The 26,705-nt window shown below is 59.2% G+C and carries 30 protein-coding genes and 1 riboswitch; of the genes, 11 read left to right on the top strand and 19 right to left on the bottom strand.

Features of this window, described 5'->3' with window-relative positions; translation table 11 throughout:
* Positions 1–42: 42 nt before the first annotated feature.
* From ACIPY9_RS00365 to ACIPY9_RS00405, 9 genes are all read right to left on the bottom strand, one after another.
* Positions 43–1,311: a class I SAM-dependent methyltransferase gene (locus ACIPY9_RS00365; RefSeq protein WP_400696175.1), complete on the bottom strand. Its 1,269-nt coding sequence runs from the start codon at positions 1,309–1,311 to the stop codon at positions 43–45.
* A complete protein-coding gene (locus ACIPY9_RS00370) occupies positions 1,292–2,098 on the bottom strand; it encodes a DUF1365 domain-containing protein (RefSeq protein ID WP_400696176.1) in 807 nt (268 codons plus the stop codon). The genes ACIPY9_RS00365 and ACIPY9_RS00370 overlap by 20 nt, the downstream gene beginning before the upstream one ends.
* Positions 2,095–3,342 (bottom strand): NAD(P)/FAD-dependent oxidoreductase, encoded by a 1,248-nt coding sequence (locus ACIPY9_RS00375; protein WP_400696178.1) that lies wholly within the window; start codon positions 3,340–3,342, stop codon positions 2,095–2,097. The genes ACIPY9_RS00370 and ACIPY9_RS00375 overlap by 4 nt, the downstream gene beginning before the upstream one ends.
* Positions 3,339–4,118: an SDR family NAD(P)-dependent oxidoreductase gene (locus tag ACIPY9_RS00380; RefSeq protein ID WP_400696179.1), complete on the bottom strand. Its 780-nt coding sequence runs from the start codon at positions 4,116–4,118 to the stop codon at positions 3,339–3,341. Before ACIPY9_RS00380 ends, ACIPY9_RS00375 begins: the two co-directional genes overlap by 4 nt.
* Complete coding sequence (locus tag ACIPY9_RS00385) at positions 4,115–4,537, bottom strand: nuclear transport factor 2 family protein (RefSeq protein WP_400696181.1); 423 nt, start codon at positions 4,535–4,537, stop codon at positions 4,115–4,117. Before ACIPY9_RS00385 ends, ACIPY9_RS00380 begins: the two co-directional genes overlap by 4 nt.
* A gap of 10 nt (positions 4,538–4,547) precedes the next feature.
* Entirely contained in the window at positions 4,548–5,978 is a 1,431-nt protein-coding gene (phrB, locus tag ACIPY9_RS00390; RefSeq protein WP_400696182.1) for a deoxyribodipyrimidine photo-lyase, read from the bottom strand.
* Between the two features lie 10 nt (positions 5,979–5,988).
* A complete protein-coding gene (locus tag ACIPY9_RS00395; RefSeq protein WP_400696184.1) occupies positions 5,989–6,897 on the bottom strand; it encodes a MerR family transcriptional regulator in 909 nt (302 codons plus the stop codon).
* 3 nt (positions 6,898–6,900) lie between these two features.
* Entirely contained in the window at positions 6,901–7,863 is a 963-nt protein-coding gene (locus ACIPY9_RS00400) for a YbgA family protein (RefSeq protein WP_400696186.1), read from the bottom strand.
* A 181-nt stretch (positions 7,864–8,044) separates the two neighbouring features.
* On the bottom strand, positions 8,045–9,031 hold the full coding sequence (locus ACIPY9_RS00405; RefSeq protein ID WP_400696188.1) for an NAD(P)/FAD-dependent oxidoreductase: 987 nt from the start codon (positions 9,029–9,031) through the stop codon (positions 8,045–8,047).
* A gap of 301 nt (positions 9,032–9,332) precedes the next feature.
* On the opposite strand from ACIPY9_RS00405, the gene ACIPY9_RS00410 reads away from it, so the two are divergent.
* A complete protein-coding gene (locus ACIPY9_RS00410; RefSeq protein ID WP_400696189.1) occupies positions 9,333–10,235 on the top strand; it encodes a TIGR01777 family oxidoreductase in 903 nt (300 codons plus the stop codon).
* 22 nt (positions 10,236–10,257) lie between these two features.
* Positions 10,258–11,286: a ferrochelatase gene (gene hemH / locus ACIPY9_RS00415; protein WP_400696191.1), complete on the top strand. Its 1,029-nt coding sequence runs from the start codon at positions 10,258–10,260 to the stop codon at positions 11,284–11,286.
* Positions 11,287–11,354: 68 nt separating this feature from the next.
* On the opposite strand, the gene ACIPY9_RS00420 is transcribed toward hemH, so the two are convergent.
* Positions 11,355–12,620 carry a uracil-xanthine permease family protein gene (locus ACIPY9_RS00420; RefSeq protein WP_400696192.1) on the bottom strand — a complete coding sequence of 422 codons (1,266 nt, stop codon included), beginning with the start codon at positions 12,618–12,620 and terminating at the stop codon, positions 11,355–11,357.
* A gap of 4 nt (positions 12,621–12,624) precedes the next feature.
* Positions 12,625–13,263 carry a uracil phosphoribosyltransferase gene (gene upp / locus ACIPY9_RS00425; protein ID WP_400696194.1) on the bottom strand — a complete coding sequence of 213 codons (639 nt, stop codon included), beginning with the start codon at positions 13,261–13,263 and terminating at the stop codon, positions 12,625–12,627.
* 209 nt (positions 13,264–13,472) lie between these two features.
* On the opposite strand from upp, the gene ACIPY9_RS00430 reads away from it, so the two are divergent.
* The 3 genes from ACIPY9_RS00430 (at position 13,473) to ACIPY9_RS00440 (ending at position 14,963) form a co-directional block, all read left to right on the top strand.
* The gene (locus ACIPY9_RS00430) at positions 13,473–14,030 is read left to right on the top strand and encodes a hypoxanthine-guanine phosphoribosyltransferase (protein WP_400696196.1); all 558 of its coding nucleotides are present in this window, start codon (positions 13,473–13,475) and stop codon (positions 14,028–14,030) included.
* A gap of 87 nt (positions 14,031–14,117) precedes the next feature.
* Entirely contained in the window at positions 14,118–14,609 is a 492-nt protein-coding gene (locus ACIPY9_RS00435; RefSeq protein ID WP_400696197.1) for a hypothetical protein, read from the top strand.
* 66 nt (positions 14,610–14,675) lie between these two features.
* On the top strand, positions 14,676–14,963 hold the full coding sequence (locus tag ACIPY9_RS00440; protein WP_400696199.1) for a PA4642 family protein: 288 nt from the start codon (positions 14,676–14,678) through the stop codon (positions 14,961–14,963).
* 74 nt (positions 14,964–15,037) lie between these two features.
* On the opposite strand, the gene ACIPY9_RS00445 is transcribed toward ACIPY9_RS00440, so the two are convergent.
* Positions 15,038–15,871, bottom strand: coding sequence for an amino acid ABC transporter permease (locus ACIPY9_RS00445; protein WP_400696201.1), 834 nt, complete (start codon positions 15,869–15,871; stop codon positions 15,038–15,040).
* A complete protein-coding gene (locus tag ACIPY9_RS00450) occupies positions 15,868–16,689 on the bottom strand; it encodes an ABC transporter substrate-binding protein (protein ID WP_400696202.1) in 822 nt (273 codons plus the stop codon). Before ACIPY9_RS00450 ends, ACIPY9_RS00445 begins: the two co-directional genes overlap by 4 nt.
* Before the next feature lie 110 nt (positions 16,690–16,799).
* Here ACIPY9_RS00450 and ACIPY9_RS00455 point away from each other — a divergent pair, with 110 nt between their 5' ends.
* Positions 16,800–17,696 carry a homocysteine S-methyltransferase family protein gene (locus ACIPY9_RS00455; protein WP_400696203.1) on the top strand — a complete coding sequence of 299 codons (897 nt, stop codon included), beginning with the start codon at positions 16,800–16,802 and terminating at the stop codon, positions 17,694–17,696.
* A 65-nt stretch (positions 17,697–17,761) separates the two neighbouring features.
* Here ACIPY9_RS00455 and mqo read toward each other — a convergent pair whose 3' ends face one another.
* Entirely contained in the window at positions 17,762–19,273 is a 1,512-nt protein-coding gene (mqo, locus tag ACIPY9_RS00460; protein ID WP_400696205.1) for a malate dehydrogenase (quinone), read from the bottom strand.
* A 720-nt stretch (positions 19,274–19,993) separates the two neighbouring features.
* The gene (locus ACIPY9_RS00465) at positions 19,994–20,227 is read right to left on the bottom strand and encodes a hypothetical protein (protein WP_400696207.1); all 234 of its coding nucleotides are present in this window, start codon (positions 20,225–20,227) and stop codon (positions 19,994–19,996) included.
* A gap of 163 nt (positions 20,228–20,390) precedes the next feature.
* On the opposite strand from ACIPY9_RS00465, the gene ACIPY9_RS00470 reads away from it, so the two are divergent.
* Complete coding sequence (locus tag ACIPY9_RS00470; protein WP_400696208.1) at positions 20,391–20,975, top strand: YajG family lipoprotein; 585 nt, start codon at positions 20,391–20,393, stop codon at positions 20,973–20,975.
* A 67-nt stretch (positions 20,976–21,042) separates the two neighbouring features.
* Here ACIPY9_RS00470 and ACIPY9_RS00475 read toward each other — a convergent pair whose 3' ends face one another.
* Positions 21,043–21,249: a hypothetical protein gene (locus tag ACIPY9_RS00475; protein WP_400696210.1), complete on the bottom strand. Its 207-nt coding sequence runs from the start codon at positions 21,247–21,249 to the stop codon at positions 21,043–21,045.
* 120 nt (positions 21,250–21,369) lie between these two features.
* On the bottom strand, positions 21,370–22,536 hold the full coding sequence (locus ACIPY9_RS00480) for a 1-acyl-sn-glycerol-3-phosphate acyltransferase (protein ID WP_400696211.1): 1,167 nt from the start codon (positions 22,534–22,536) through the stop codon (positions 21,370–21,372).
* A gap of 122 nt (positions 22,537–22,658) precedes the next feature.
* On the opposite strand from ACIPY9_RS00480, the gene ACIPY9_RS00485 reads away from it, so the two are divergent.
* From ACIPY9_RS00485 to ACIPY9_RS00500, 4 genes are all read left to right on the top strand, one after another.
* Positions 22,659–22,841, top strand: a complete 183-nt coding sequence (locus ACIPY9_RS00485; RefSeq protein WP_400696212.1) for a CPXCG motif-containing cysteine-rich protein — start codon at positions 22,659–22,661, stop codon at positions 22,839–22,841.
* A complete protein-coding gene (locus tag ACIPY9_RS00490) occupies positions 22,841–23,101 on the top strand; it encodes a putative signal transducing protein (protein ID WP_400696213.1) in 261 nt (86 codons plus the stop codon). Before ACIPY9_RS00485 ends, ACIPY9_RS00490 begins: the two co-directional genes overlap by 1 nt.
* A 29-nt stretch (positions 23,102–23,130) precedes the next feature.
* Positions 23,131–23,757, top strand: coding sequence for an SOS response-associated peptidase (locus ACIPY9_RS00495; RefSeq protein ID WP_400696826.1), 627 nt, complete (start codon positions 23,131–23,133; stop codon positions 23,755–23,757).
* A gap of 214 nt (positions 23,758–23,971) precedes the next feature.
* Positions 23,972–24,793 (top strand): M48 family metallopeptidase, encoded by an 822-nt coding sequence (locus ACIPY9_RS00500; RefSeq protein WP_400696214.1) that lies wholly within the window; start codon positions 23,972–23,974, stop codon positions 24,791–24,793.
* A gap of 56 nt (positions 24,794–24,849) precedes the next feature.
* Here the strand turns inward: ACIPY9_RS00500 and ACIPY9_RS00505 are convergent, their stop codons facing one another.
* Both ACIPY9_RS00505 and ACIPY9_RS00510 read right to left on the bottom strand, forming a co-directional pair.
* Positions 24,850–25,434, bottom strand: a complete 585-nt coding sequence (locus ACIPY9_RS00505; protein ID WP_400696215.1) for a TMEM165/GDT1 family protein — start codon at positions 25,432–25,434, stop codon at positions 24,850–24,852.
* Between the two features lie 19 nt (positions 25,435–25,453).
* A riboswitch (yybP-ykoY riboswitch) is annotated at positions 25,454–25,642 on the bottom strand.
* A gap of 40 nt (positions 25,643–25,682) precedes the next feature.
* Complete coding sequence (locus tag ACIPY9_RS00510) at positions 25,683–26,681, bottom strand: methyltransferase (protein ID WP_400696216.1); 999 nt, start codon at positions 26,679–26,681, stop codon at positions 25,683–25,685.
* Positions 26,682–26,705: the final 24 nt, after the last annotated feature.

Below are 26,705 nucleotides of genomic sequence, written 5' to 3' on the forward strand. Positions count from 1 at the left end.
CGTCCCTGCTGGTATAGGTGCGAACTGGCTCGCGAACAGTCTTCAGGCATCGAAGCGCCCAAGCAGCGGTGCGCGCAAGGCGTCTGGCTTGGCGAGCAGCAACTGCGCCGTGCCGATGGTCCGCTCCAGAAATCCTCCTTCGCAATAGCACAGATAGAATTCCCAGAGACGCAGGAAGTATTCGTCATACCCCAGATCCAGCAACGAGCTGTGGGCATTCCGAAAATTGTCGTGCCACAGACGCAGTGTCCGGGCGTAATGCAGGCCGAAGTCTTCCATGTGCAGCAGGTTCATGTCGGTGTCGCTTCCGACGATTTCCAGCATTTTGTGGACCGATGGGAGTGCGCCGCCAGGGAAGATGTAGCGCTGGATGAAGTCCACGTTGCGTCTGGCCTGTTCATAGCGTTGTTCGCGAATCGTAATGGCCTGCAACAGCATCAGCCCGTTGCTTTTCAGTAAGTGCGAGCACTGTTTGAAATAGGTCGGCAGGAACCGGTGGCCCACCGCTTCGATCATTTCAATGGACACCAGTTTGTCGTATTGCCCCGTCAGGTCCCGGTAATCCTCAAGCAGCAGCGTGACACGATCCTGCAGGCCAAGTTGAATCAGGCGCTGCTCGGTATAGGCAAACTGCTCTCTGGACAGTGTCGTGGTCGTGACCCGGCAGCCGTAATGCTGTGCCGCATGGATGGCCATGCTGCCCCAGCCTGTGCCGATCTCCAGCAGGTGGTCTTCGGGCTTGAGGGACAGCTTCTGACAGATGCGGTCCAGCTTGTTGCGCTGTGCCTGCTCGAGGCTGTCGTTCTCGTTCAGAAACTGTGCGGCGGAATACATCATCGTTGGGTCGAGAAACTGCTCGAACAGTTGATTGCCCAGGTCGTAATGAGCCGCGATGTTTTTTCGTGAGCCCTGGCGGGTATTGCGATTGAGCCAGTGCAGGCCGTGGATCAGAGGTCGTGCCAGACGGGCAATACCGCCTTCCATGGCATCGAGTACATCGAGATTGCTGACAAAGACCCGGACCACGGCGGTCAGGTCCGGGCTGGTCCAGTAACCCTGGATGAAGGCTTCGCCGGCACCGATGGAGCCATGGCTGGCAACCATGCCCCAGACGGCAGAATCCCGGACATGAATTTCCCCCTGAATCAGCGCGCCAGCCTTGCCGAAGACATGGCGCTCCTTGCCTTCGTTCACCACCAGTTGGCCGTTGCGCAACCCGGCCAGTTGATGCAGGACACCCCGACGCAGAAGTGCGGATGTCAGGTTGTGAGTCCCCAGACTGGCAGAAAAACTACTGCTGATGTTTTTCATGGCGTCGATCCTTGGGTTGCGCGGCGCCGACACGATAATCATCGTCAGCGTCCTGATGGGAGAAAACCGGTATGCGCTTGAAAAGCAGCCGCATGGCTTGCCAATAGATTGCCAGGCAGGTCTTGGCGGTCATCCAGGGATAGGCGAGCAGGTAGCGGTGCAGCGCCTGGCGACTCAAGGGCTGGCGTTGCAGGTCGAGCGTGGCATCGAACACCTTGAGTTCACCTTGCCAGTCGGCCATATGCACGCCAATCCTTTCGGCGGGCTGGTTGAAACTCATGCGGTACTCAAGGTCGCGGGGCAGGAAGGGCGAGACATGAAAGGCCTTGGTCACGGCAAAGTGCTGGTGACCTTCACCGGTGGCCGGCAGGACATAGTGATAACGCTCGCCCCACGGGGTATTGGTGACTTCACACAGAATGGCGGCCAGAGTGCCGTCGATCTCATGGCAGTAGAAAAAACTCACCGGGTTGAAGGACAGCCCCCAACTGCGTGCCTGAGTCAGCAGGTAGACCTTCCCCAATGGCATGTGACCCAAGGCGATGCCGACGTATTCACGCACGGCTTCGATGAGCGGAACGCCACGTTTGGTCAGGTCGGGCAGGTAGTCGTGTTCCCTAAGCGAGAAGGGCGAGAAACGCTTGTCTCCACTGAACGGCGACAGATTGAGCACGTCCTCCCGCTCATCCAGATCCAGATAAAGCAGGCCGATCCGGTAGGTGAAGGCATGCGCCCGCGGGGCAAAACGCCGGTGGGTGATACGGCCGCTGTAGAGAGCACTGTTCACAGGGTTTCCCCCAGGGTTTCGGCTACCCGCAGGGCACTGACCACGCCGTCCTCATGGAAACCGTTGGCCCAGTAGGCACCGCAGTAGCCGGTGTTTTCCAGGCCATTGATGTTCGGCCAGCGAGCCTGGGCTGCAACGGCCTCAAGGCTGTATTGCGGGTGCGCATAGCGATAGCGGCCAAGGATTCTGTCCGGATCGATGGCATCGGTCTGATTCAGGCTGACGCAGAAGGTGGTGTCGCTTTCGATTCCTTGCAGGATGTTCATGTTGTAGGTGACGGCCGCGGGGTGTTGCGTACTGCCTCCGAGACGGTAATTCCAGCTGGCCCAGGCCAGAGAGCGTGTGGGCAGCAAACGTGTGTCCGTGTGCAGGACCACGTCATTCTCGGCATAGCGCAGGGCTCCGAGGATTTCCTGCTCGGCGCGTGAAGGTTGTGCGAGAAGTTGCAATGCCTGGTCGCTGTGACAGGCAAAGATGACTTTGTCGAAGCGCTCGCTGCCTGCCGCGCTATGCAGCGTCACGCCTTCGCGGTCACGTTCGACCCGATGGACAGGGCAGGACAGGCGGATGCGGTCCTTGAACGAGGCGGTCAAAGGCGCAACGTAGCTTCTGGACCCACCTTCAATCACGCACCACTGTGGGCGGTGACTGACCGAAAGCAGCCCATGGTTCTTGAAGAAACGAACGAAGAATTGCAGCGGGAAACCCAGCATGTCTGCCAGGGACATCGACCAGATGGCGGCGCCCATGGGCACGATGTAATGATCAATGAAGCGCTGGCCGTAACCGCCGTTTTTCAGGTATTCGCCTAGCGTCGTGTCGGCAGCAATGCGCCGGTTTTCCAGATCGGCCACAGCCTGGCGATTGAAACGCAGAATGTCCCGCAGCATGCCCCAGAAGCGTGGCGACAACAGATTGCTGCGCTGGGCGAACAGGCTGTTGAGCGTGTTGCCGTTGTACTCCACGCCCGTGCGCGGATCATGCACCGAAAAACTCATTTCGGCGGGTTTGAAGGCAACCCCCAATTGCCCGAGCAGGCGTATGAAGTTCGGATAGGTCCAGTCATTGAAGACAATGAAACCTGTGTCGATGGCGTAGTCGCGACCGTCGACCTGTACATCGACGGTGTGCGTGTGGCCCCCGATCCAGTCCGAGGCCTCGAACAGGGTTATTTCATGCGAGCGGTTGAGCAGATAAGCGCAGGTCAGGCCTGAAATGCCGCTCCCGATGATCGCGATCTTCATTTTCCATCCCTGTGTGTGCGGGCCATGTATTTACCCATGGCGAGCCTTGCGCGGGCAGGCAACAGGGCCAGCAGGCGCAAACTGGTTATGAAGGTGCGAGGGAAGGCAATTTCCAGAGGGCGTCCCGGTGCGTTTATCTTTTGGGCGATATACCGGGCCGCCCTGGTCACGGGCCAGCGCATGGGCATCGGGAAATCGTTTTTTTCTGTGAGGGGGGTATCGACAAAGCCGGGGCTGACGATTGTGACATCAATGTTTTCGCCAGCCAGATCCAGGCGCAACGATTCAAACAGATAACGCAGGCCAGCCTTGGACGCACCGTAGGCTTCGGCGCGGGGCAGTGGCAGGTAAGTCACGGCGCTGGTCACGCCCACCAGATGAGGACGCTTGCCTTTTCGCAGCAGGGGCAGTGCCTCCTGAATGCAAAGACTGGTGGCCAGCAGGTTGGTGCGGATCACCCGCTCGACGAGCGTTGCATCGAAGTCCCTGGCTTCAATGTATTCACAGGTGCCAGCATTGAGGATGGCGGTATCGAGATGCCCCCATGCCTCGTCGATACGGTCGCCCATGACCTTCACTTGCAGGCCGTCGGTAATGTCGCCCGGTATCAGGAGAACCTGTCCGGGGTATCGCTCTGACAGGTCCTGTAAAGGCGGGAGCGTTCTGGCGGTCAAGGCCAGATGATGACCTGCTTCAAGCAGCTCTTTGGCCAGTCCCAGGCCGATGCCGCTGCTGGCCCCTGTCAGCCAGATACGACGGGTGTGTGAAATGCTCATGCCAATCTCCTTTTCAGCCAAGCAATGATGCGCCCCATGAGGGGCAGGTGTTCGTAGAGCAATGCGCCGGCATCGAAGTAATCCCTGTGCCAGTAGACCTTCTCGTGCCAACGCAGATGTGAACATCCCTCGACCGTGATCGTTCGGCCTTGCGCCAGTCGAGGGTGTGAATAACTCATGGTCCAGACCAGATAGCCTTCTCCGGGACGGACCTCATCGAAACGGTGAAAATCGAAATGCAGCTCACTGATATGGCTGTACAGCTGGGCGAAGTACCCCTGCAGGGCATCCAGGCCCTGGATATGGTGCAGCGGGTCGGTAAACGACACATCGTGGCTATACAGCTCGCCGACTCGCTCAAGGTTGTCTTTATCGAGCGTCGAGAACTCGTGGGCGAATCGCTGCAGAAAATTGCTCATGGCACAAAGCCTATGCGGGCTGACGGTGTGGCAGAGCCTTGAACGCGGCCAGCGCCCGGGCTCGGCTTTTACCCAGGTCCACAATGGGCGAGGGGTAGTTGGCGACGCCGAAGAGGCCACCGGCCAGGGCCGGGTTATGCACTTCCTTTTTGTTAAGGGTGTTCAGCTCTGGAAGCCAGTGCTTGAGGAAGCGCCCCTCGGGATCGAATTTTTCCGATTGCGCCAGTGGATTGAAAATACGGAAGTAAGGGGCCGAATCGGTTCCTGTGGAAGAACTCCATTGCCAGCCACCATTATTGGCGGCCAGGTCACCATCGATCAGGTGACGCATGAAAAAGCGTTCGCCTTCACGCCAGTCGATCAGCAGATTCTTGGTCAGAAACATGGCGACGATCATCCTTAACCGATTGTGCATCCACCCGGTTTCCAGCAACTGACGCATGGCCGCATCAATGATGGGCAATCCGGTCCTGGCTTCCTGCCAGGCGGCAAGCTCATCGGGGGCATTGCGCCATTTGACGGCTTCGGTCTCCGGCCGGAATGCGCGGTGGCGCGATACACGGGGGTAGCCGACCAGAATATGTTTGTAGAACTCTCGCCACAGTAACTCGTTGATCCATGTCACCGTGCCGGTATTACCGGTTTCAAATTCACCGTTATTGCCCATTAGGGCTGCATGCAGGCATTGGCGTGGGGAGATCACACCGGCTGCCAGATACGGCGACAGCTGGCTGGTACCGGGTTTGGCGGGGAAGTCACGCTCGCTCTGGTAATAATGGATCTGTTCGTCGCTGAATTCGGCCAGACGCTGTCGGGCTTCGTGTTCCCCGGCAGGCCACAGCTCGCGCAGGGTGTTCGAGGGCGTGGCAAATCCTTCGGCCTGCCCTGGTACTGCATCACTGCCGATCGAAAGCGGTTGTTGGGCATCGGGCATGCGAACGAGGCGGGGCATCGCTTCATGCAGGCGTGCATAACAGACCTTGCGAAACTGGCTGAACACCTGAAAGTAGCCGCCGGTGCGGGTCAGAATGCTGCCGGGTCTGAACAGCAGTTGATCCAGATGGTTGTGAAACCGGATACCCGTGCTTTCCAGTGACTGCTGCACGGCCTGGTCGCGACGGCTTTCATTGATACCGTACTCTTCGTTGGCGTGAACGCACTGCACGGCATGCTCCGAGCAGAGCTGCAACAACACCTCGGGAGCCTTGTCCCATGTGTCGGCCTCACGAATCAGCAAGGGGACATTCAATTCACCCAGAGCCTTTTCCAGCTCGACCAGGTTGCGCAGCCAGAAATCCACCTTGCAGGCCGCATCGTCATGCCGGAGCCATTGACCCGGACTGATCAGGAACACGGCCAGTGTGGGCCCCTGCTCCATGGCCGCCGTCAGGGCGGTATTGTCATGAACGCGCAAATCGCTACGCAGCCAAAGCAGTTGCATGGGAAGTCCTTTAAATGAGTCCGAGTCTGTTCAACTCGATCTGGGCGCTGAGCGGGTCATGAGCGAGGGTCAGTCCGGCGACCTCGTCAGCACATACGAGCAGCTCGGCGTTGTGGATCTGTACCGTTGGTCCGCTCAGAACGGTCGGGCAGGGAATATTGGCCAGCAGCCTGGGCAGTTGGGCGATATTCAGTGCCTTGCTGGAATAGAGCAGCACACCGCGCGGTTTCAGGTATTCCACGGCCAGGGCCAGTTCGCCGGTCGGCAGTGGCCAGTCGAAGACTTCCACCGGGCAGTCGGCACTGCTGGCCAGCCAGGCCACCAGCCATAAGTGCGGCTCGAGGGGCAGGTCGGAGTGGTTGACCAGCAACAATGGCTGGCCGTTCAGTTGTCGGTTGTTGTGGTAGATACGTGCACCGAGCTTGCTGCGCAGCCATGAGTAAAAGAACACACGCTCCATCTGTGCCCCGAACTTGCCTTGCCAGCGTTTCTCCAGCTCGGCCAGCAATGGCAGCAGCAGTTGCTCGCAGAACGTGCGTGGCGGGTACAGCGACATGGCCTGGTTGAAGACATCGTCGACCCGGCGTTCGGCCAGCTCGCCAATAGCCTGCAAGAGCGTCTGGCGCAGGGCATCCCAGTCATTGCCGGGGGTGAAATTTCCCGCCTGAGGCTCGTCGATCAAGGCCTTGACCTGGCTGACCGACACGCCGCGGTTGAGCCAGGTCAGGATATTCATCACTCGCTGTACATGCGCGTGGGTATACAGCCGGTGTCCCTTGGCCGTGCGGTGAGGGACGATCAGCCCGTAACGCCGTTCCCAGGCTCGCAAGGTGACGGCGTTGACGCCGGTCTGGCGTGCAACCTCGCGGATCGGCAGCCAGTCATCTATCTGGTGTGCCTCTTGGTGTGTCTCATTCATGGTTCAGATCGCATTGCGCAGGCTTAGATTTTCCGGATGGGGCTGCATGTACACCTGCAACGCGACATACGGATCGGGGTGTTGACGAAAGTGATGCTTGAGCAGGGTCAAGGGCACGATCAGCGGCACGATGCCCTGATGGTATTGGGTGATCAGCCGCTGGATTTCCTGTTTGTCTTCGCTGCCGAGGCTGTGCTTGAGGTAACCGCTCAGGTGCTGGAGGACATTGGTGTGGGTACGGCGTGTGGCGCATTTTTTCAATGCCGCCATCAGGTCTCTGAAATAGCGCGGAGCAATCTCGTTCGGATCGCTGCGTCCCATGCTGCCCAGCCTGTTGCCCAGGGCCTTGTATTGCTGCGGGTCATTGGCCATGAGCTGGTATTTGTAGCGCGAGTGAAATTCGCTCAGGGCACGACGCGACACACCGTCTTTCAACAGTTGCTGCCAGGCGGCATAGGCGAAGACTCGCGTGACGAAATTTTCCCTGAGCACGGGGTCGTTGAGCCTCCCGTCTTCTTCCACTGGCAGGTCCGGGTGTCGGGCGCAGAAGGCCTGTGCATAAATGCCCCGGCCCCCACCGTCGACGGGTGCACCGTTCTCGCGATAGACCTTGACCCGTTCCAGGCCGCAGGAAGGTGATTTCTGCATGAAGATGTAGCCGCAGATATTGTCCAGTTGGGTGGCCATGTGCAGCCCGTAATCGGCCAGCGCCTGAGTGACATTCAGGTCACTGTTGACGGTGCCTATGGCCTGCGGCTGCTCGGGATCACCGACCAGCCGGATGGGTTCGCGAGGTACGCCCATGCCGATGGCGACTTCCGGGCAGGCGGGAATGAAATCGAAATATTCGCTCAGTGCCTCGGTGCACAGGCGGGACTCTTTATGGCCGCCATTGAAACGCACCTCAACACCCAGCAGGCAGGCGCTGATCCCCAGTTTCGGCTTATCGATCACGGATGCGGACATCACAAACCTCGACGCAAGACTTGTACAGACCGAAAAGTCTGTACAACGTGCTTCATCATAGGTTTGTAGTTGTACAAGTCAAATTTTTTGTACAGGATTTTTGCGAATGAATTGGCTTCCGCCTGCCTGAACGGCACTGCTGCGGTCCATTTCGACAGCAGCAGTTTGCGTGGAGGGATGTTTACTGAAGGTGTTCAAGCAGACGGCGTGCGGCTTCCTGACCACTGAGCCATGCGCCTTCGACACGGCCGGACAGGCACCAGTCGCCACAGACGTAAATACCCAGATCGGCATCGGAGAGTGCGCCCCATTCATGCGAGCTGGCGGGGCGCGCATAGAGCCAGCGATGCGCCTGGCTGAAGACCGGTTCGGGCATCGGGCAGTTGATCAGTTCGGCGAAAGCACCGTGCAGATGCTCGATGACGTGTTCCCTGGGCATGTCCAGATGTTGCCTGCTCCAGTTGCTGGTGGCATGCAGCACCCAGGTGTCCAGGGTGTCATCGCGCTGGGGTTTGCTGCGGTTGCGGGCCAGCCAGTCGAGCGGGCTGTCCTGCACGAAGCAGCCTTGCATCGGGGTTTGTAGCGGCGCGGAAAACGCCAGCGCCACGGCCCAGGTCGGGTCCATTTTCACGCCTGCGACCACACTGGCCAGCTTGGGGGCTGCTGCCAGCAGAGGGGTTGCCTGCGGGGCCGGGATGGCGATCACGACATGGCTGAAGGGGCCGTGACCATTGCCCTCGGCGTCTTGCAGGTTCCAGTGCTCTTCACCCCGGAAAACTTCGGTGATACGGCATGAAAATGTCACAGGCAAATCGGCGAGAAGGGCGCGGGTGATGGTGCTCATGCCTGGTTGCCCGACCCAGCGAACCTGCTCGTCCGGAGAAGGGCTCAGCCTGCCGCCATGGAAGTTGTAGAGCGAGGGGGGCCACTCTGCCACATGGCCTTTGGCTTGCCATTGATTGACGGCGGCCACGAAGCGGCGATCGCGGGCGGTGAAATACTGTGCGCCCATGTCCAGCGAGCCGGCTTCACTTCGCTTGCTGGACATTCTTCCGCCACTGCCGCGGCTTTTGTCGAAAAGGTGTACATCATGCCCGGCGGCTTTGAGCGACTGGGCTGCTGAGAGTCCGGCGATACCGGTACCGATGATTGCGATAGGTACAGTCATAGGGGCCTCGTTACCTTGTCTGCACAGACTACGCCGTAGTTAAAACCTGTACAATCTCCGTTTTTGGTATAACTTGCAGCCGTTCTCGTTTTTACTGATTCGAGCCAACGGCCCTGCATACGGTTGAAGACGGTCAGTCTGTTGCTCATAGACAATGGGCCAACTGCCCGGGTCGGGCAGTAAAGCTCCGATTCTTTCAGGTGTGGCCTATGGTTCAGCAAGCGTTCTGCTTTTCTAATAAGCGCGACCTGTAAAAAATAGACTACTCAATTGCCCCGAACGCCACGCGAGGTAACCTGCCATGCACATATTGCTGACCGGCGGTACTGGTTTGATAGGACAGGCACTCTGTCGACTCTGGTCTGCACAGGGCCATCGATTGACCGTCTGGAGCCGTCGACCCGATGAAGTGCCTGAGCTGTGCGGTCAATCCGTGCGTGGCATTGCCCGGCTGGAAGAGCTGGGCGATGAATCGATCGATGCTGTCATCAACCTTGCAGGTGCCCCGATTGCCGACCGTCTCTGGACCCGCAAGCGCCGTTTGTTGCTGTGGAGCAGCCGTATTGGCCTGACCGAGCACCTGCTTGCCTGGCTGGAGAGCCGCGAGCAGCGACCCGAGGTGATGATTTCCGGGTCGGCTGTCGGCTGGTATGGCGATGCGGGGGAGCATGAGCTGGATGAAAGCTCTCGTCCGGCCAAGGAAGACTTCGCCAGCCAGCTATGCACGGCCTGGGAAGAGACCGCTCAACGTGCGGAGGCCTTGGGCATTCGGGTTGTCCTCATTCGTACTGGCCTGGTGGTGTCCGACCGGGGCGGATTTGTGCAGCGGTTGTTGCTGCCGTTCAAGCTGGGGCTGGGTGGCCCGATCGGCAGTGGCCGGCAATGGATGCCCTGGATTCATATCGAAGATCAAATCGCTGCGATTGATTTTCTGTTGAACTGTAACGATGCCCGAGGTCCTTATAATCTCTGCGCGCCTTCACCGGTGCGTAATCGCGAGTTTGCCAGGACCCTGGCGGATGTTCTGCACCGACCTGCGTTCATGCCTGCGCCTGCACTGGTACTGCGTATTGTGCTGGGCGAATTGTCGGTGCTGCTGCTGGGTGGCCAGCGTGCCCGGCCGGCGCGTTTGCTGGAGGCTGGTTTTACGTTCCGATTCACCGATTTGCGCGTTGCCCTGAGTGATTTGCCGGGCCGCTCCTGAAGCCATTGAAATAGGATGTTGCATGACCGATCACGCGTTGTTGCTGGTCAATCTGGGTTCGCCTGCCTCTACAGCAGTGCCGGACGTACGTCGTTATCTCAATCAGTTCCTGATGGACCCTTATGTCATCGACTTGCCGTGGCCGGTTCGCAGGTTGCTGGTGTCGCTGATTCTGATCAAGCGCCCCGAGCAGTCGGCACACGCCTATGCGTCCATCTGGTGGGATGAAGGTTCTCCGCTGGTGGTGCTGAGCAAGCGCTTGCAGGAGGCCATGAAAAAGGAGTGGACGCAGGGGCCGGTGGAACTGGCGATGCGTTATGGCGAGCCTTCCATCGACACGGTGCTGACCCGCCTGGCAGAGCAGGGCATCAAGAAGGTGACCCTGGCGCCGCTTTATCCACAGTTTGCCGACAGCACGGTCACGACCGTGATCGAAGAGGCCCGGCGTGTCGTGCGTACCCGATCACTGCCGATGCAGTTTTCGCTGCTGAAGCCTTTCTATGATCAGGACGAATACCTGGATGCGCTGGTGGAAAACGTCCGCCCGCACTTGCAGCAGCCACACGATCACTTGTTGCTGAGTTTTCATGGTTTGCCGGAGCGGCACCTGCACAAGCTCGACCCGACCGGCAGCCATTGCTTCAAGAGTGACGAGTGCTGCATGAACGCACCGCCCGAAGTGCTTGCCACCTGTTACCGTGCCCAATGCTTGCAGTCAGCCGCAGCCTTTGCACGACGCATGGGCATTCCCGAGGGTAAATGGTCGGTGTCGTTCCAGTCGCGCCTTGGACGTGCCAAGTGGATTGAACCCTATACCGAAGCGCGCCTTGATGAGCTGGCTGCCCAGGGCGTGAAGAAATTGCTGGTGATGTGCCCGGCCTTCGTGGCCGACTGCATCGAGACGCTGGAGGAGATTGGTGACCGCGGGGCCGAGCAGTTCAAGGAAGCGGGAGGCGAAGAGCTGGTGCTGATCCCGTGCCTGAACGACGACCCGAACTGGGCCGGAGCCTTGAACCGTTTGTGTGAAAAAGCCACTCCACTGACGCTGTAGGAGCGAATTCATTCGCGAAGGCTGTTCTGCGGCCTTTTCGCGAATGAATTCGCTCCTACCGGTTGTGGTTATGGCAGTTGCTTGTTCTTCCAGCTGTCATTGCCCGGCAGGATCAGGTTCAGGGCAATGGCGGTGATGGCGCACAGGGCGATGCCCTTGAGGCCGAAGTCATCCGGGCCGTTGCCCGTACCGATCAGCACACCGCCGATACCGAATACCAGGGTCACCGAAACGATCACCAGGTTGCGTGCTTCGGACAGGTCGACCTTGTGACGGATCAGGGTGTTCATCCCCACCGCAGCAATCGAACCGAACAACAGGCACAGAATCCCGCCCATGACCGGTACGGGAATGCTTTGCAGCAGTGCACCGAACTTGCCGATGAAGGCCAGCGAGATGGCAAAGACCGAGGCCCAGGTCATGATGGCCGGGTTGTAGTTCTTGGTCAGCATCACCGCGCCCGTGACTTCGGCATAGGTGGTGTTGGGTGGACCGCCGAACAGGCCGGCTGCCGTGGTCGCGATGCCGTCACCGAACAGGGTGCGGTGCAGACCCGGCTTTTTCAGGTAGTCGCGTCCGGTCACGCTGCCGACCGCGATCACGCCGCCGATATGCTCGATGGCCGGTGCCAGGGCAACCGGGACAATGAACAGAATGGCCTGCCAGTTGAACTCGGGGGCCGTGAAGTGCGGCAGTGCGAACCAGGGGGCTGCGGCGATCTTTGCGGTATCGACCACGCCAAAGTAGAACGACAGCGCAAAGCCCACCAGCACACCGGAGATGATCGGCACCAGACGGAAAATGCCCTTGCCGAATACCGCCACGATCAACGTGGTCAGCAGCGCTGGCATCGAGATCAGCATGGCGGTCTTGTAAGGGATCAGTTCGGCACCGTCACCGGTCTTGCCCATCGCCATGTTGGCGGCAATCGGAGCCATGGCCAGACCGATGGAGATCACCACCGGGCCGATGACCACGGGAGGCAGCAACCGGTCGATAAAGCCTGTGCCCTTGATCTTCACGGCCAGGCCGAGAAAGGTGTAGACGAAGCCTGCCGCCATCACGCCCCCCATGGTCGCGGCCAGGCCGAACTGGCCCTTGGCGAGAATGATCGGCGTGATGAAGGCAAAGCTCGATGCCAGGAACACCGGCACCTGACGGCCTGTCACCAGCTGGAACAACAGCGTGCCCAGGCCAGCGGTGAACAGCGCAACGTTGGGATCGAGACCGGTAATGAGTGGCATCAGCACCAGGGCGCCGAAGGCCACGAACAGCATTTGTGCGCCGGAGAGCACCGTGCGCCACAGAGGATCGTTGAACTCGGACTGCTTCATCGGGTTACGCGTCCTTCTGCTTGGTGCCGAAGATCTTGTCACCGGCATCACCCAGGCCCGGAATGATGTAGCCATGTTCGTTCAGGTGCTGATCGACGGACGCGGTGTAGATCTTCACGTCCGGGTGGGCCTTCTCCACGGCGGCGATGCCTTCGGGGGCCGCGACCAGGACCATGGCGCGGATCTCCTTGCAGCCGGCCTTCTTGAGCAGGTCGATGGTTGCGATCATCGAGCCGCCGGTGGCCAGCATCGGGTCGATGATCATCGCCAGACGCTCGTCGATTTCCGGCACCAGTTTTTCCAGATAGGTATGGGCTTCCAGGGTTTCTTCATTGCGGGCCAGGCCCACGGCACTGACCTTGGCGCCCGGAATCAGGCTGAGCACACCGTCGAGCATGCCGATACCGGCGCGCAGGATCGGTACGACCGTGATTTTCTTGCCAGCGATCTTCTCGACCTGGACGGTGCCGCACCAGCCTTCGATGTCGTAGCTTTCCAGCGGCAGATCTGCCGTGGCTTCATAGGTAAGGAGTGCGCCGACTTCCTGAGCCAGCTCACGGAAATTCTTGGTGCTGATATCGGCGCGGCGCATCAGACCGAGCTTGTGGCGGATCAGCGGGTGACGGATTTCACGAATGGGCATAAGAAAGGGCTCCAGCAGGGGGCAAAAAAACGGCCTAGATTAATCTATTCAGCTGTGACTGTCTTAACGCACATGAAGTATCGTCGCGAAGCGTGTGGTTCGTCGCTTTTGAGTAACACTCGCAACGTTAGTCCATAATTGCTTGCCCTGAATGGAGCGGATGCGTACCTTTGCCCGCTTTTCTTACACAGCCCTACTGGGAGAGCTTCATGTCTGCTGATCTCGAGCATATCCGTCAAATCATGAGCGAGGCCGACTGCCTGTATACCGAAGCTGAAGTCGATGCTGCCATCGCCCGCGTCGGTGCGCAGATCAACGCTGAATTGGCCGAGCGTAACCCTGTTGTCTTCTGCGTCATGAATGGCGGCCTGATCTTCTCGGGCAAACTGCTGACCCACCTGAACTTCCCGCTGGAAGCGTCCTACCTGCACGCTACCCGCTATCGCAACGAAACCACCGGTGGCGACCTGTTCTGGAAAGCGAAGCCGGAAGTGTCGTTCATTGACCGTGATGTACTGATCATCGACGACATCCTCGATGAAGGTCACACCCTGAGCGCGATCATCGACTTCTGCAAACACGCTGGTGCCCGTGCAGTGCATACCGCCGTGCTGATCGACAAGGACCACGACCGCAAGGCCCGTCCGGACCTGAAGGCCGATTTCGTTGGCCTGCCGTGCGTGGACCGTTATATCTTCGGTTTCGGCATGGACTACAAAGGCTACTGGCGCAATGCTGCCGGTATCTACGCGGTCAAGGGCATGTAAGCCGTTTCAGCGGCAGGAGTACCTTCGAGCAAGGTGTTCCTGCACGATGACGCGGGAAGGGTCGCTGGTTTTTCAGGGAGGTTGTAAATGAAGTTATCGATGCCTGGCGTCACGGCGTGTGTGATGTTGTCTGCTCTGGTACTGGCTGCTCCGGTGTACGCCGAGCCCATGCATGGCCAATACCTGCCCCCCGATGACATGAACCTGCGAGCCGGTGCCCCCGAGCAGCAGCAGTTGCTGCAGATCACCGAGTATTCGGTCGTGATCGGCAACCAGCGTCAGTCCAATCAGCAACCCATTCCCGTCACGTCCCCACTGCTGCTGCGCCTTAAAGGCAAGCCGCTGAACAAGGGGGCGACCATTTCCGAAGTGCTCATCCACTTCGATGGTGAAAGCAAGAGCCTGAAAAAACCGACCTATGACGATGCGTCCCGCACGCTGACGTTGTATTACCCCGTCAACCAGTACCGTGCCCTGGTGGATCTGCTGCGCAATGAGAAGGTCTATTGCCAGTTCCTCACCTATGCCAACGGTCATGTCTGGGCCGATCTGCACACCGGCGTATTACGCACGCGTTGAGCCGCGTACAGGCAGAAGGGTAAACTGCCCGCCCGTGAACGTGACCGCGACAAGTTGGAGCCCGCAATGCGTAAAGATAAGAAGCAGTTGATTGGGGACGAAATCGGCGACGAGCAGATCAAACTGTTCCTCGATTTCGAGCCGTATGACGCTACCTCGCCGTCGCTGCACAAATTGATCAAGGCTTACCGTGGCCTGCGCATCGATGATTTCGAGCGTTTTCTGGTGTTCTTCAAGGAAGCCGGTTACGAGCTGGATGGCAAGGACGAGCAAGGCAACGATTTCGTCGCACTGATCAAGGATCAGCGCAATGCCGAAGACTATATCGAGCTGATCGAGAAGGCTCGCGGCTGATTCCTGTGTAGGAGCGAGTTCATTCGCGAACAATTTCATTCGCGGATAAATCCGCTCCTACAACGTTGCGCTATTTATTTCCGGGCCTGATAGGCCTTCCCGTAGTGGCGTTCCAGCCGCGCCTGCAACAACTCCAGCCCGATCGACATGATCCAGTAAAGCACTGCGGCGGTGGTCAGCATCTCGATGTATCGATAGCTGGAGCGCCCGTAGGACTGGGCCAGGAACATCACCTCCCAGACGCCCATCACCGAAATCAGTGACGAGTCCTTGAGCATCGAGATGAACTGGTTGGTAGTCGGCGGGATGATGGTGCGCATGGCCTGGGGCAGGGTCACGCGCCAGAAGATCTGTGCCGGGCGAAGGGCCAGGGCCAGTGCCGCTTCGCGCTGCCCGGCGGCGACGCCAATGATGCCGGCACGGAAGATTTCGCTCAGATACGCGCCATAGTTCAGCGACAACGCAATGATGCCGGCCACGATTGCACCGGGCACGATGCCGATTTGCGGCAGGCCCAGATAGATCAGCAGGATCTGGATCAATAAGGGCGTGCCGCGAAAGAACGAGGCGTAGAAGCTGGCGATACCGAAGGCCACTGCGCTTTTTGACAACCGTGCCAGGGCCACGACGAACCCCAGTAGCACCGAGACGACAATCGAGCACAGGCACACGAACAGCGTGAGGGCCGCGCCCTGCAGAAAGCCATTGGGCGACAGGCTCAGGCCGATCAGATTCGGCAGCTTGTCCAGGATGATCGAGAACTTCAGGTCGAAGCTCAGAAAGAACCCGGCAAACAGGGCGAACATCGCCATCCAGGTCAGGTAGAGCCGGACGCGGAAACCGAAGATGCGCTTGAGCAGGCTTTCCTGAGCCTGCTCGGGTGGGCGTTGAGGCTCAAAGGAAGTCATTTGCTGATATCAGCACCGATCCACTTCTGGGACAGCTTGCTCAGCGTGCCGTCCTGCTTGAGCTCGGCAAAGACCTGACGAACCTTGGCATCCCATTCGGCATCGCCTTTCTCGATGGCAACGAAGTTGGGCTCTTCATACAGGGCCGGCCCCGCCAGTTTGAAGCGCTTGTCCTGATCCAGTCGTGGCTGGGCCGTGACCAGATTGGTGAGGATGGCATCCAGACGTACACCTGCGCCAAGGCCCAGGTCCTGGAAAGCGACGTTGTCATTGTCGTAAGGGGCGATCTGGACATTCTCGAACGGGTACTCCAGAGGCTTGTCTTCAGCCCCTTCGATCACCAGGTTCTTGTTCAGATAGCTTTCATAGCTCGACGCGCTGGTCAGGCCGACCTTCTTGTTGCTCAGATCCTTGGCGGTATGAATGCGGTCATCCTTGGCGTTGACCACGATCACCGCAGGCGAAGCGTAATATTCCATGGGGAAATCGAAGACTTGCGCGCGGGACTGGCTCGGGGTCATGGAGCAGATGCAGATGTCGTAGCGACCGCTCCAGCGACCGGCGGCGATCACGTCCCAGGACGGCGTTTCCAGGCGCAGCTTGACGCCCAGCTTTTGCGCGACGGCCTTGGCGACATCGACGTCGAAGCCGTCCAACTGATTCTGATCGTTCAGGAAAGAGAAGGGCGGGTAGCTTTCCATGAGAACGTTGACCAGTTCCTTGTTCTTCTCCACGCGGTCCAGCGTGGCACCGGCCAGCGCTTGAGTCGAAGCGGCCAGAGTCAGCAGGCCAATGCCCAGCAAAGCGCTAAGTTTCACAGATATCCCCTGAGAAAATGATTGTAGTTTGTATAAAGCGCCGTATTAAATACGTTATACCAAGCTCATTCCTAATGAGTTTTTTTCATAAAGATATAAGTAGATGGCATATGAAGCAGCGCACGACAGTTATTCTTGATGGAGGCATGGGCCGCGAACTGCAGCGCCGTGGCGCTCCGTTTCGCCAGCCCGAATGGTCGGCCCTTGCGCTGAGCGAGGCACCGGAAGCCGTACGTGCCGTGCACACTGCCTACATCGACAGCGGCGCGCAGGTCATCACCAGCAACAGCTATGCCGTGGTGCCTTTCCATATTGGCGAAGAGCGTTTCGCTCGCGAAGGCCAGGCCCTGGCGGCCCTTGCCGGGCTGCTGGCGCGTGAGTCGGCGAATGCCTCGGGTGGGCGAGCCCTGGTGGCCGGCTCCCTGCCACCGTTGTTCGGTTCCTACCGCCCGGACCTCTACAAGCCGGAACTGGCGGCTGAAGTCCTGAAGCCTCTGGTTGCCGGGCTGGCTCCTCATGTGGACCTGTGGCTGGCCGAGACCCAGAGCTGCATTGTCGAAGCGCAAACGATTCGTGCCGGGCTGCCAGACGACGGTAAACCGTTCTGGCTGTCGTTCACCCTTCAGGATGAAGAGGTCGACGAGGTGCCGCGTCTGCGTTCGGGTGAGCCGGTTGCCGACGCCGCCCGGGCGGCTGCCGAAATGGGTGTTGCGACCCTTCTGTTCAATTGCAGCCAGCCGGAAGTGATCGGTGCTGCCATCGATGCTGCGCGTGAGGTGTTCACGTCATTGAAGGTCGACATCGGCATCGGTGCCTATGCGAACGCCTTTCCGCCGCAACCCAAGGATGCGACGGCCAACGACGGTCTGGACGAGTTGCGCGAAGACCTCGATCCCGAAGGCTATCAGCAGTGGGCGGCCGACTGGGTAAAACGGGGTGCCACGCATATCGGCGGTTGCTGTGGTATTGGCCCGGAGCACATTGCCGTACTGGCAAAGAGTTTCTAAAGGGATTTCAGGCATTAAAAAACCCGTGACTGGACAAGCTCACGGGTTTTTTATGGCTCAGGCAATCAAGCGATGCTGCTTTGTGCCTGGCTTGTCTGCTCGATCAGTTCCAGGCTCTCGTCGCTCTGCTGGCTGACGCGCTGATACAGCTGCGCATCGCTTTCCAGTGCCTTTTCCCGAGCCGGGAAAATCTCGTTGAGCTTGGCGGCCCACTCGTTGCGCGTCTTGTCCGGGAAGCAGCGCTCGATCAGTTCCAGCATGATCGACACTGTGACCGAAGCGCCGGGGGATGCGCCCAGCAGGGCCGCGAGGGAACCGTCCTTCGCCGATACCAGCTCGGTGCCGAACTGCAGAATGCCGCCTTTCTTGGCGTCTTTCTTGATGATCTGCACACGCTGGCCAGCGATTTCCAGACGCCAGTCTTCGGCCTTGGCCTGTGGATAGAAGCGACGCAGGGACTCCAGGCGCTGCTCCATCGACTGCATCACTTCGCTGACCAGGTACTTGGTCAGGTCCATGTTGTCGCGGGCCACAGCCAGCATCGGCTTGATGTTGGCAAGACGCACCGAGAGCGGCAGGTCAAGGAACGAGCCGTGCTTGAGGAACTTGGTGGTGAAGCCGGCATAAGGGCCGAACAGCAGGGACTTCTTGCCGTCTACGACTCGGGTATCCAGGTGTGGAACCGACATGGGCGGCGAGCCCACGGCGGCCTGGCTGTAAACCTTGGCCTGATGTTGCCGGACCACTTCAGGGTTGTCGCAACGCAGCCACTGGCCACTGACCGGGAAACCACCGAAACCCTTGCTTTCTTCGATGCCCGACATCTGCAGCAACGGCAGTGCCGCACCGCCTGCGCCGAGGAATACGAACTTCGCATCGATCTCGCGTGTGCTGCCGCTGTTCACGTCCTTGATCGCTACGCTCCAGCCATCGCCCTTGCGGGTCAGGCCGGTCACGCGCTTGCAGTATTTGACCTGGGCGTCGGGCGCGCTGGACAGGTGCTTGAGCAACTGATTGGTCAGGGCACCGAAGTTGACGTCCGTACCGTTCATGACCCGGGTGGCGGCGATGGGCTCATCGGCTGGACGGCCAGGCATCATCAGTGGCATCCACTCGGCCAGCTTCGCCTTGTCTTCGGTGTATTCCATCGAAGAGAAGGCATGATGCGTGTGCATCGCTTCATAGCGGGTCTTGAGGAAGGCAATGCCCTTTTCGCCCTGAACGAAGCTCAGGTGCGGAACGGCGTTGATGAAGGACTTCGATGAACCGAAGGTGCCCTTGCGAGCCAGGTAAGCCCAGAACTGTTTCGACACCTCGAACTGGGTGTTGATGTGCACGGCTTTCTTGATGTCGATCGAGCCATCGGCCGCAGGCGGCGTATAGTTCAGCTCGCACAGGCCAGCGTGACCTGTGCCGGCATTGTTCCATGGGTTGGAACTCTCCGCAGCGCCGGAATCCATGAGCTCAACGACTTCCAGCTTGAGGCCGGGGTCGAGCTCCTTGAGCAGCACGGCCAGGGTGGCACTCATGATGCCCGCTCCGACCAACACTACGTCGACTGCTTCGTTATGCGCCATTAACGCGTCTCCAAAATCTGCAGCACCAAATTGACGGCATGCAACCCTGAGGCTTGATGCCGGGGGGACGGGGCGAGGGTCGAAGTGATGCCCCGTGTGTCCCGGCCAGGATCGCCTGTCCGATTCTTCGCAATTTTTCGCATCTTAAGCGCAGGTCCCGGTCAGGCTGGGTAAGGGTTCAGCAGGTGTGCATGAACTCATTTTTCAACCTGTTCGGCCATTCGACCATCGTCAAGGCTGCGGTCATTCAACCGGCCTCGAGCGGCGGGCATCAGGCTCCGGTGGAGGCGCGGTCGCGGTCAGTCCTGTTCAAAGGGGCCGATTCAGACGCTAACGGTGCATTTACAAACGCGTACCTATTCATGTGCTCGCCACACTCTTGTGAAGTAGTGAAACCCGTTTTTCACGTTCTTTTGGAAACGTGAACCAAACCTCAAAAAGGGCTGCGATGGCAGCTCTGGCAGATCGGGTGCATAAAGAGTGAGGCGCTGCCCGGCGAAAAAGGTTCGATGACAATCGAGCGATTCTGTGCCGTTCATCGAGCACTCCAGTGCACAAACGATCTGTGTGGGCGGCTCTCTGTGGGCATTACGGAAGAGCTAATCCGACGATTAGCGATGCTGCGAGGCCCGATCAGGAGACGTCCTTATAATCGGGGGGAGATTATAGCGATGAAACGACAGGAATTGGTCGGATAAAGTGAGTTTTATTCGCTGTTGATCAGGCCGTGATCAACTGGTGCCGGGTCGGGCGTACGCTGTGCGGTATCACACGTGCGCTGGCAGGCAGCGGCTGGTTCAGCCAGTTGGCGCGTTGTTCGCGGACTTCCACCCAGTCGCTGCCCGATGGACGCTCGGTGCAATGCTTGAGTGCACGGCAGATACCTGTCTGATCCACGAGTGCGTAGTGACGGTATTGGCGACGCATGCCGAACAAGGATTGGAAAAGGCCCATGACGAAGCTCCAGTCGAGTCAATGAGGCAATCCTGCTCCGGCGGCGTTACACCCTGATTACACCGATATGGCTGAACCATTACGCGTGTTCTACGGTCCCATTTTTCGCTGGCATCGCTATACTGCGGCACATTTATAGTGCCTGGCCCCTGGAGAGATGAGCATGTTGCGTCGCCTTTTGTTCGGTTTGCTTGCTGTAAGCAGTTTGACGCTGGTCGGGTGTGCCCACAGCCCGCAGCAACTGAGTCCTCAACCCAAACTCAATGCGCAGTTCGCGCCCATCGGTCAGGGGCAGCAGGTTGTCGTGCGTGTCGTGGATGGCCGCTCCAGCCCGACCCTGGGAACCCGTGGCGGTCTGTACCCTGAAACCAGCGCCATCAGCGTCAGCGGTGCCGACCTGCTGCCAAAATTGCAGGCCCAGGCTGAAGCCGCCGTCCGCCTGCTGGGCTTTACCCCGGTTTCCGGCAGCGGTAACGCGCCGCAACTGACCCTGACCCTGGCCGAACTGAAATATCAGTCGCCAAAGGAAGGTCTGTATGTGACCGAAGCCACCATCAGTTCGACCTTCCGCGCCGATGTCCGCAGCAATGGTCGTAGCTACAGCGGGCGTTATGCCGCTTCTCTGGATCAGCGTTTCGGCATGGCGCCGAATCAGGAAACCAACACCAAGCTGGTGAGCGACGTGTTGAGCGATGCCCTGACCCGCGTGTTCCAGGACACGACCATCGGTAGCACGCTGGCGCAATAATCGCCAGACACAAAAAAGCCCGGCCCCTTTTTGAGGGGCCGGGCTTTTTTGTGTCTGGCGACGGGTGTCAGGCCGCTTGCTGATAGAAATCCAGAAAGCTCAAGCCTGTTTCCAGGTCCATGTCCGGAAGGTCGTGGTGTTGGTGGCCGCCCAAGGCGCAATAGACCAGCCAGCGGCGGTCATGGACATTGAAGGCCAGTGCATCGACCAGCTCTTGCTGCTCATCGCTTTGAGCAATCAGATAAAGGCGATCCTGGTTGTTTGCATGCAGCATGTGCAGCTCCAAAAAAGGGAAGGGTCATTCCTTGAGGAGCCATACAGTGCAGGAGTCGTATTACGTTCAAATGACATCAAGACCACTGGTGCCAAAAGGCACCAGTGGTCTTGAGCTGTATCAGAGGGGCAAGCCCGCCTTGGCCCGATACTGATTGCGCACAGGCGTTGCGTATTGTTGAACCAGGTAAGGGCGATGCTCGGCAGGCGAGTCTGCCAGCCTGCTTTCCCATTCCTCTTTGGCGCGGGCCAGTTCGTCGGCCGGGAATACCTCCGCCGCCAGCGGTACATCGAGTGCCGGGTCGGCATCGGCCCATTGCGCGTAGGCCAGGTAATGCACCGGGAACAGGCGGTAGCCGCCGAGAATCTGCCGGTCCATTTCGGCCGCCAGCAGCTTGGTGTCCTCGAAGACTTCAGTGATCGGTGGTGCGAAGTTCACGTGCACCCGGCCTTTATAGCCGGTGATCCCCAGCGCAATGCTGACATCGTCCTCGCCCGGCGTCTTGGTGTAGCTGCCGGTGGTGGCGCGGATATACAACTCGCGAGCCTTGGCGTGGTCACATGGGTCGTACTCATAGCTGATCGACACGGGAATGAGGTTCAGCGAGCGGATCACTTCACCGAAAGGCTCGTCCTTGCGGCTCATGTGGAACATCTTGAGGATGGCCGACTCGGTACGGTCATCACCGTCCTTGGCGCGGCCTTCGGCCTGGGCGATCCAGATCGACTGGCCATCTTTGGTGATCGAATGATTGATGTACGCCGACAGCAACTGATAGGCCGCCATCTTCTCGCGTCGCCCGGTGATCGAACGGTGCACGATGAAGCTTTTGTTCAGGCGCATCAGGTCGCTGACGAAAGGCTTCTGCAGCAGGTTGTCGCCGATGGCAATGCGTGGCGTGGGCAGGCCCGCGTGATACACGGCATAGTTGACGAAGGCCGGGTCCATCACGATGTCGCGGTGGTTGGCCAGGAACAGATAGGCCGTGCCGGACTTGAGCAATTCCACGCCGGTGTAGGTCACACCGTCCGTGGCCCGCTCAATGGTGTGGTCGACGTAGTATTCGACCTTGTCCTGCAGGGTGGCGACCGAGTCGATTCCGGCGAATTCGCGGCGCAGTTTTCGGGCCAGGGTCGGTTGCAGGAACCACCCGAATGCACCTGCCAGACGCGGGAAGCGGAATTTGGTCAGGATTGCGAGGAATGCTTTATCGCTCAGCAGGCGCGCCAATACAGCCGGGACTTCTGAATCGTTGTAAGGTCGGATGGCATCGAATTCGCCCATCATGCTCTCTTGTTGGATACGGATAGGGTAAAAAGAAGGTGGTTTTGCGTGTTTTCGCACGAAACCTGAAACGGCCTTCTAAAGAGTGGGGGCAATTATACGCATAACTGATCCCGGAGACCGCGATGCAGGAATTAGAGTGTTATGACTGTCCTTACTGCGGTGAATCCGTAGAGGCTTTGCTGGACCTCTCTGGCGGGGATCAGCAATACATCGAGGATTGCCCGGTCTGCTGTCGGCCGATCGTATTCGACCTGAGGACCGATGGCGAGGACTGGAGTCTGGACGTTCGCAGTGAGAACGAATGATGCAGAGAATCTACGAGCCGGAAAACCTGATGGAAGGCGAGCTGTTGCAAGGCATGCTTGCCAGTGAAGGGGTGGAAGCGCATCTGGTGGGGCGCGACCTGCTGGGCGGCATGGGCGAGTTGCCCGTGTTCGGCCTGCTGGGTATCTCGGTCGATGATGAGCAGGTCGAGCGGGCGCGGGCGTTGATCACTGCGTACAATGCTGCCTTGCCGTTGTCCGGCGATGAGCCTGACAGTTTTCCCGATGTACTGGTGTGTTGAACACCCCTGAATAGAGTTTGCTGACCCTCATGTGTGGACGTTATGCCCTGTTTCGCTGGAATCCCGCCTTTGCGGCCTTGCCGGGTTTTCCGGCCGACCAGCAGGAGCAGTGGAATATCTCTCCGACCGATACCGTGTTGATCATGCGGGCGGGAGAGGGCGAAGGCGAGCTTGAACTGGCGCGAGCCCGCTGGGGGCTGACACCGGCCTGGCTGACCGACCTTTCCCGTACGCCAGCCCATGCGCGTGCCGAAACCCTGGCCGAGCAGCCCATGTTTCGCGAAGCGTTTCGTCAGCGCCGCTGCCTGCTGCCGGCCAACGGCTTTTACGAATGGCGCGGTACGGCACGCAAGCGACCGTTCTGGCTGACGCCGGGCGAAGGTTCGTCCCTGTTCTTTGCCGCCGTATGGGAAGCGTACCCGGTGCAAGGGCACACCTATCTGAGTGTGGCGGTGGTGACCCAGGCCGCTGCCAGCCAGCGCCGGCCTCTGATTCTCGATGCCCAGGGGCAGAAAGACTGGCTGGCGGCGGATACGCCGCTGCACACCTTGCAGGCCCTGCTGGCCTCGGTGCAGATGCCGCTGCGCGAAAGGCCGCTGGCCAATCTGGTCAACGATCCCAAGCTCAATGCGCCCGAGTGCCTGACGCCTTTGTGAGACCTGCATCCGTAGGAGCGAATTCATTCGCGAAGAGGTACAACCCCGCCTGGAATGCCGTCTTCGCGGATGAATCCGCTCCTACAGATCCATGACGTTCATTCGCGGTGGAACCAAGTCGCTACAATGCGGACAAACATGGCTGTTTGCCGCTATCTGGTGCTGAGCCGATTGTCCGCCTAGGATGACCGCCTCGCTCATAAGGAGAAACATCATGCGTCAGTCATTTGCCCCCCTGTGTGTCCTGGGGGCTGGTTTATTGCTCGGCGGCTGTCAGGCCGTAAATACCACCACCGGAGATTCGGTGGGCGTCGAGCGTAAGCAGTACATGTTCAGCATGCTTTCGACAGAGGAAGTCAACACGATGTATGCCCAGTCTTATAAGGAGACCCTGGGCGAAGCGAGTGGCAAGGGCGTTCTGGATACCACCAGCGCCTATGCAAAGCGAGTGAAGCTGATTGCTGATCGCCTGATCGCTCAGGCACCGAAGCTGCGTCCCGATTCGGCGCAATGGCAATGGGAAGTGAACCTGATCAAGAGCGATGAGCTCAATGCCAACTGCGGGCCGGGTGGCAAGATCATTTTCTATACCGGGTTGATCGACAAGCTGAAGCTGACCGATGACGAAATCGCGGCGGTGATGGGACATGAAATCGCCCATGCCCTGCGCGAGCATGGTCGTGAAGCGATGTCCAAGGCCTACGGTGTGGCCCTTGCCAAACAGGGCGCCGGAGCCTTGCTGGGGTTGGGGCAGAGCAGCATGGCGCTCGCCGATACGGTGGTCAATTACAGCCTCACGCTGCCCAACAGCCGCAGCAATGAAAACGAGGCCGATCTGCTGGGGCTGGAGCTGTCGGCGCGAGCGGGCTACAACCCGAATGCTGCTGTGACCCTGTGGCAGAAAATGACCCAGAACGCCGGTGGTTCGCAGCCGGAATTCATGAGCACTCACCCGGCTTCGGAAAACCGCATTGCCTCCCTGCAGGCTGCGATTCCCAAGGTGATGCCGCTTTACCAGCAAGCCAAGAAGTCCTGATCGGCTGATGGCAGCAGAGCGCTGCGGCTTTCGCTGTAGCGCTCTGTTCATCTCGATCAGATCCAGCCGCTGACTTGCATGGCCTTGTACACCGCAACCAGGGCCAGGACGAAGAAGGCCGTGGCGGCCAGTCGGCGAATCAGGGTCAGCGGCAGTTTCTCGGCAGCGAAATTACCCGCCAGCACCACCGGCACGTTAGCGATCAGCATGCCGAGTGTGGTGCCGATGATGACCAGCCACAGGTAGGAATATTGCGCAGCCAGCATCACGGTTGCGATCTGCGTCTTGTCGCCGATTTCCGCGATGAAGAAAGTGATCAGGGTGGTCATGAACGGACCGAACTTGCGCGCCGTGCTGGCTTCGTCGTCGTCCATCTTGTCCGGAACCAGTGTCCACAGTGCCGTGGCCGTGAAGCTGGCAGCCAGGGTCCAGTGCAGTACCGCATCGGAGAAGAAGCTGCTGAACCACGCACCGACTGCGCCCGCTGCGGCATGGTTGGCCAGGGTAGCGGCAATGATGCCCGCGATGATTGGCCAGGGCTTGCGAAAGCGTGCGGCGAGAATGAGTGCCAGCAACTGCGTCTTGTCGCCAATTTCGGCGAGCGCGACGATTGCGGTAGGGATTAACAGGGATTCCAGCATCAGGGTTCCTAAGGGGCGGGTCGACACGGCTATGACACGTACAACCTCCCCGCCCCGGGTAAGGTGTTCGTGTCATAGGTCTTGTCAAACCACCGATCCGTCTGAAGCGGATTCCGGGTCGCGCGCACCATGGTCTGAGGACCAAGTATGTTGATGCGCGCCGGACGAGCGTGTTGCTCGTGGGAGACTACTCCCCTAGGACGGAGCGGATTCTGCCTTCGCAAAATCCATTCGGCAAGCTCTTATTTTCAAGAACGTTTGGCGCTGTAGATCCGGAAGCCATTTTCCTGTGCCCTGATTTCGCAGGGGCCGACATGCTCCTCGATCAAGGGTTGGTAGCGCAGGAAACTATTGGCTACAAGACGAAGTTCGCCGCCTGATTTCAGATGATGGCGTGCTTTTTTCAGCAGGTTTTCCGTTGCCTGATAATTGGTATGCACCCCGGTATGGAACGGTGGATTGCTCAAAATCGTGTTCAGACCCAGGGGCGCGGCATCGATGCCGTCACCGGTCAGAATCTTTGCTTCAAGACCGTTGGCTGCCAGTGTCAGGCCTGCGCTGGCTGTGGCGAAAGCGTCCACATCGAGCATGACGACGTCGTTGTGCGGGTAGCGACGTTTTACCGCAGCCCCCAGCACGCCTGCGCCACACCCGAAGTCCAGCAAATGACCGCTCGGGAGCTTGTCGAGGTTTTCCAGCAACAGGGCCGAACCGCGATCCAGGCGACCATGGCTGAAGACGCCCGGCAGGCTGATGACCGTGAGTGGACCGTCTTCAAGATCGATCAGATAAGGCCTGGCCAGGCTGTGCAGTTCGACCGCCTGAGGTGCGTTTTCCACGGTGACCTGCCAGAGCTGGCAATGGCGCGCGCTATCGAGCTTGCGGGCCCGGCCGAAAGGGCTCAACTGTTTGGCTGCGGCTTCAATGCCACCGCGCTTTTCCCCGACCAGAAAAAGCTCGCGCCCGGCCAGGCGTGAGGCCAGGGCATTGAGCAGGTAATCGGTCAGGTCCCGTGCCTTGGGCAGAAACAGCACGGCCGCCTCGAATGTGTCTTGCGGAGCATTCACACCAAAATGCGTGCGACCGTCGAAACGTGCATCCAGAGCGGCCTGATCGCCCGCATGCCAGCACCAGCCGCGAGCGTTCGGCAGTTTCCCCAGCAGGTCGTCGGCAGGCAATCCGGCCAGCAGCAACGAGCCTTGAAAGAGTTCAGCCTGCCGAAGTAACACTTCACTGCGCGGGTCCATGTTCTCGCTCCTGAAAAAAGGGGC

It is taken from the genome of Pseudomonas sp. NPDC089734, assembly GCF_044748865.1.
Classification (GTDB): Bacteria; Pseudomonadota; Gammaproteobacteria; order Pseudomonadales; family Pseudomonadaceae; genus Aquipseudomonas.

Coding starts and splice junctions, on each gene's coding strand:
- ACIPY9_RS00365 (WP_400696175.1), bottom strand. CDS start 1,311: ATGAAAAACATCAGCAGTAGTTTTTCTGCCAGTCTGGGGACTCACAAC.
- ACIPY9_RS00375 (WP_400696178.1), bottom strand. CDS start 3,342: ATGAAGATCGCGATCATCGGGAGCGGCATTTCAGGCCTGACCTGCGCT.
- ACIPY9_RS00380 (WP_400696179.1), bottom strand. CDS start 4,118: ATGAGCATTTCACACACCCGTCGTATCTGGCTGACAGGGGCCAGCAGC.
- ACIPY9_RS00385 (WP_400696181.1), bottom strand. CDS start 4,537: ATGAGCAATTTTCTGCAGCGATTCGCCCACGAGTTCTCGACGCTCGAT.
- phrB (WP_400696182.1), bottom strand. CDS start 5,978: ATGCAACTGCTTTGGCTGCGTAGCGATTTGCGCGTTCATGACAATACC.
- ACIPY9_RS00395 (WP_400696184.1), bottom strand. CDS start 6,897: ATGAATGAGACACACCAAGAGGCACACCAGATAGATGACTGGCTGCCG.
- ACIPY9_RS00400 (WP_400696186.1), bottom strand. CDS start 7,863: ATGTCCGCATCCGTGATCGATAAGCCGAAACTGGGGATCAGCGCCTGC.
- ACIPY9_RS00405 (WP_400696188.1), bottom strand. CDS start 9,031: ATGACTGTACCTATCGCAATCATCGGTACCGGTATCGCCGGACTCTCA.
- ACIPY9_RS00410 (WP_400696189.1), top strand. CDS start 9,333: ATGCACATATTGCTGACCGGCGGTACTGGTTTGATAGGACAGGCACTC.
- hemH (WP_400696191.1), top strand. CDS start 10,258: ATGACCGATCACGCGTTGTTGCTGGTCAATCTGGGTTCGCCTGCCTCT.
- ACIPY9_RS00420 (WP_400696192.1), bottom strand. CDS start 12,620: ATGAAGCAGTCCGAGTTCAACGATCCTCTGTGGCGCACGGTGCTCTCC.
- upp (WP_400696194.1), bottom strand. CDS start 13,263: ATGCCCATTCGTGAAATCCGTCACCCGCTGATCCGCCACAAGCTCGGT.
- ACIPY9_RS00430 (WP_400696196.1), top strand. CDS start 13,473: ATGTCTGCTGATCTCGAGCATATCCGTCAAATCATGAGCGAGGCCGAC.
- ACIPY9_RS00435 (WP_400696197.1), top strand. CDS start 14,118: ATGAAGTTATCGATGCCTGGCGTCACGGCGTGTGTGATGTTGTCTGCT.
- ACIPY9_RS00440 (WP_400696199.1), top strand. CDS start 14,676: ATGCGTAAAGATAAGAAGCAGTTGATTGGGGACGAAATCGGCGACGAG.
- ACIPY9_RS00445 (WP_400696201.1), bottom strand. CDS start 15,871: ATGACTTCCTTTGAGCCTCAACGCCCACCCGAGCAGGCTCAGGAAAGC.
- ACIPY9_RS00455 (WP_400696203.1), top strand. CDS start 16,800: ATGAAGCAGCGCACGACAGTTATTCTTGATGGAGGCATGGGCCGCGAA.
- mqo (WP_400696205.1), bottom strand. CDS start 19,273: ATGGCGCATAACGAAGCAGTCGACGTAGTGTTGGTCGGAGCGGGCATC.
- ACIPY9_RS00465 (WP_400696207.1), bottom strand. CDS start 20,227: ATGGGCCTTTTCCAATCCTTGTTCGGCATGCGTCGCCAATACCGTCAC.
- ACIPY9_RS00470 (WP_400696208.1), top strand. CDS start 20,391: ATGTTGCGTCGCCTTTTGTTCGGTTTGCTTGCTGTAAGCAGTTTGACG.
- ACIPY9_RS00475 (WP_400696210.1), bottom strand. CDS start 21,249: ATGCTGCATGCAAACAACCAGGATCGCCTTTATCTGATTGCTCAAAGC.
- ACIPY9_RS00480 (WP_400696211.1), bottom strand. CDS start 22,536: ATGATGGGCGAATTCGATGCCATCCGACCTTACAACGATTCAGAAGTC.
- ACIPY9_RS00485 (WP_400696212.1), top strand. CDS start 22,659: ATGCAGGAATTAGAGTGTTATGACTGTCCTTACTGCGGTGAATCCGTA.
- ACIPY9_RS00490 (WP_400696213.1), top strand. CDS start 22,841: ATGCAGAGAATCTACGAGCCGGAAAACCTGATGGAAGGCGAGCTGTTG.
- ACIPY9_RS00495 (WP_400696826.1), top strand. CDS start 23,131: ATGTGTGGACGTTATGCCCTGTTTCGCTGGAATCCCGCCTTTGCGGCC.
- ACIPY9_RS00500 (WP_400696214.1), top strand. CDS start 23,972: ATGCGTCAGTCATTTGCCCCCCTGTGTGTCCTGGGGGCTGGTTTATTG.
- ACIPY9_RS00505 (WP_400696215.1), bottom strand. CDS start 25,434: ATGCTGGAATCCCTGTTAATCCCTACCGCAATCGTCGCGCTCGCCGAA.
- ACIPY9_RS00510 (WP_400696216.1), bottom strand. CDS start 26,681: ATGGACCCGCGCAGTGAAGTGTTACTTCGGCAGGCTGAACTCTTTCAA.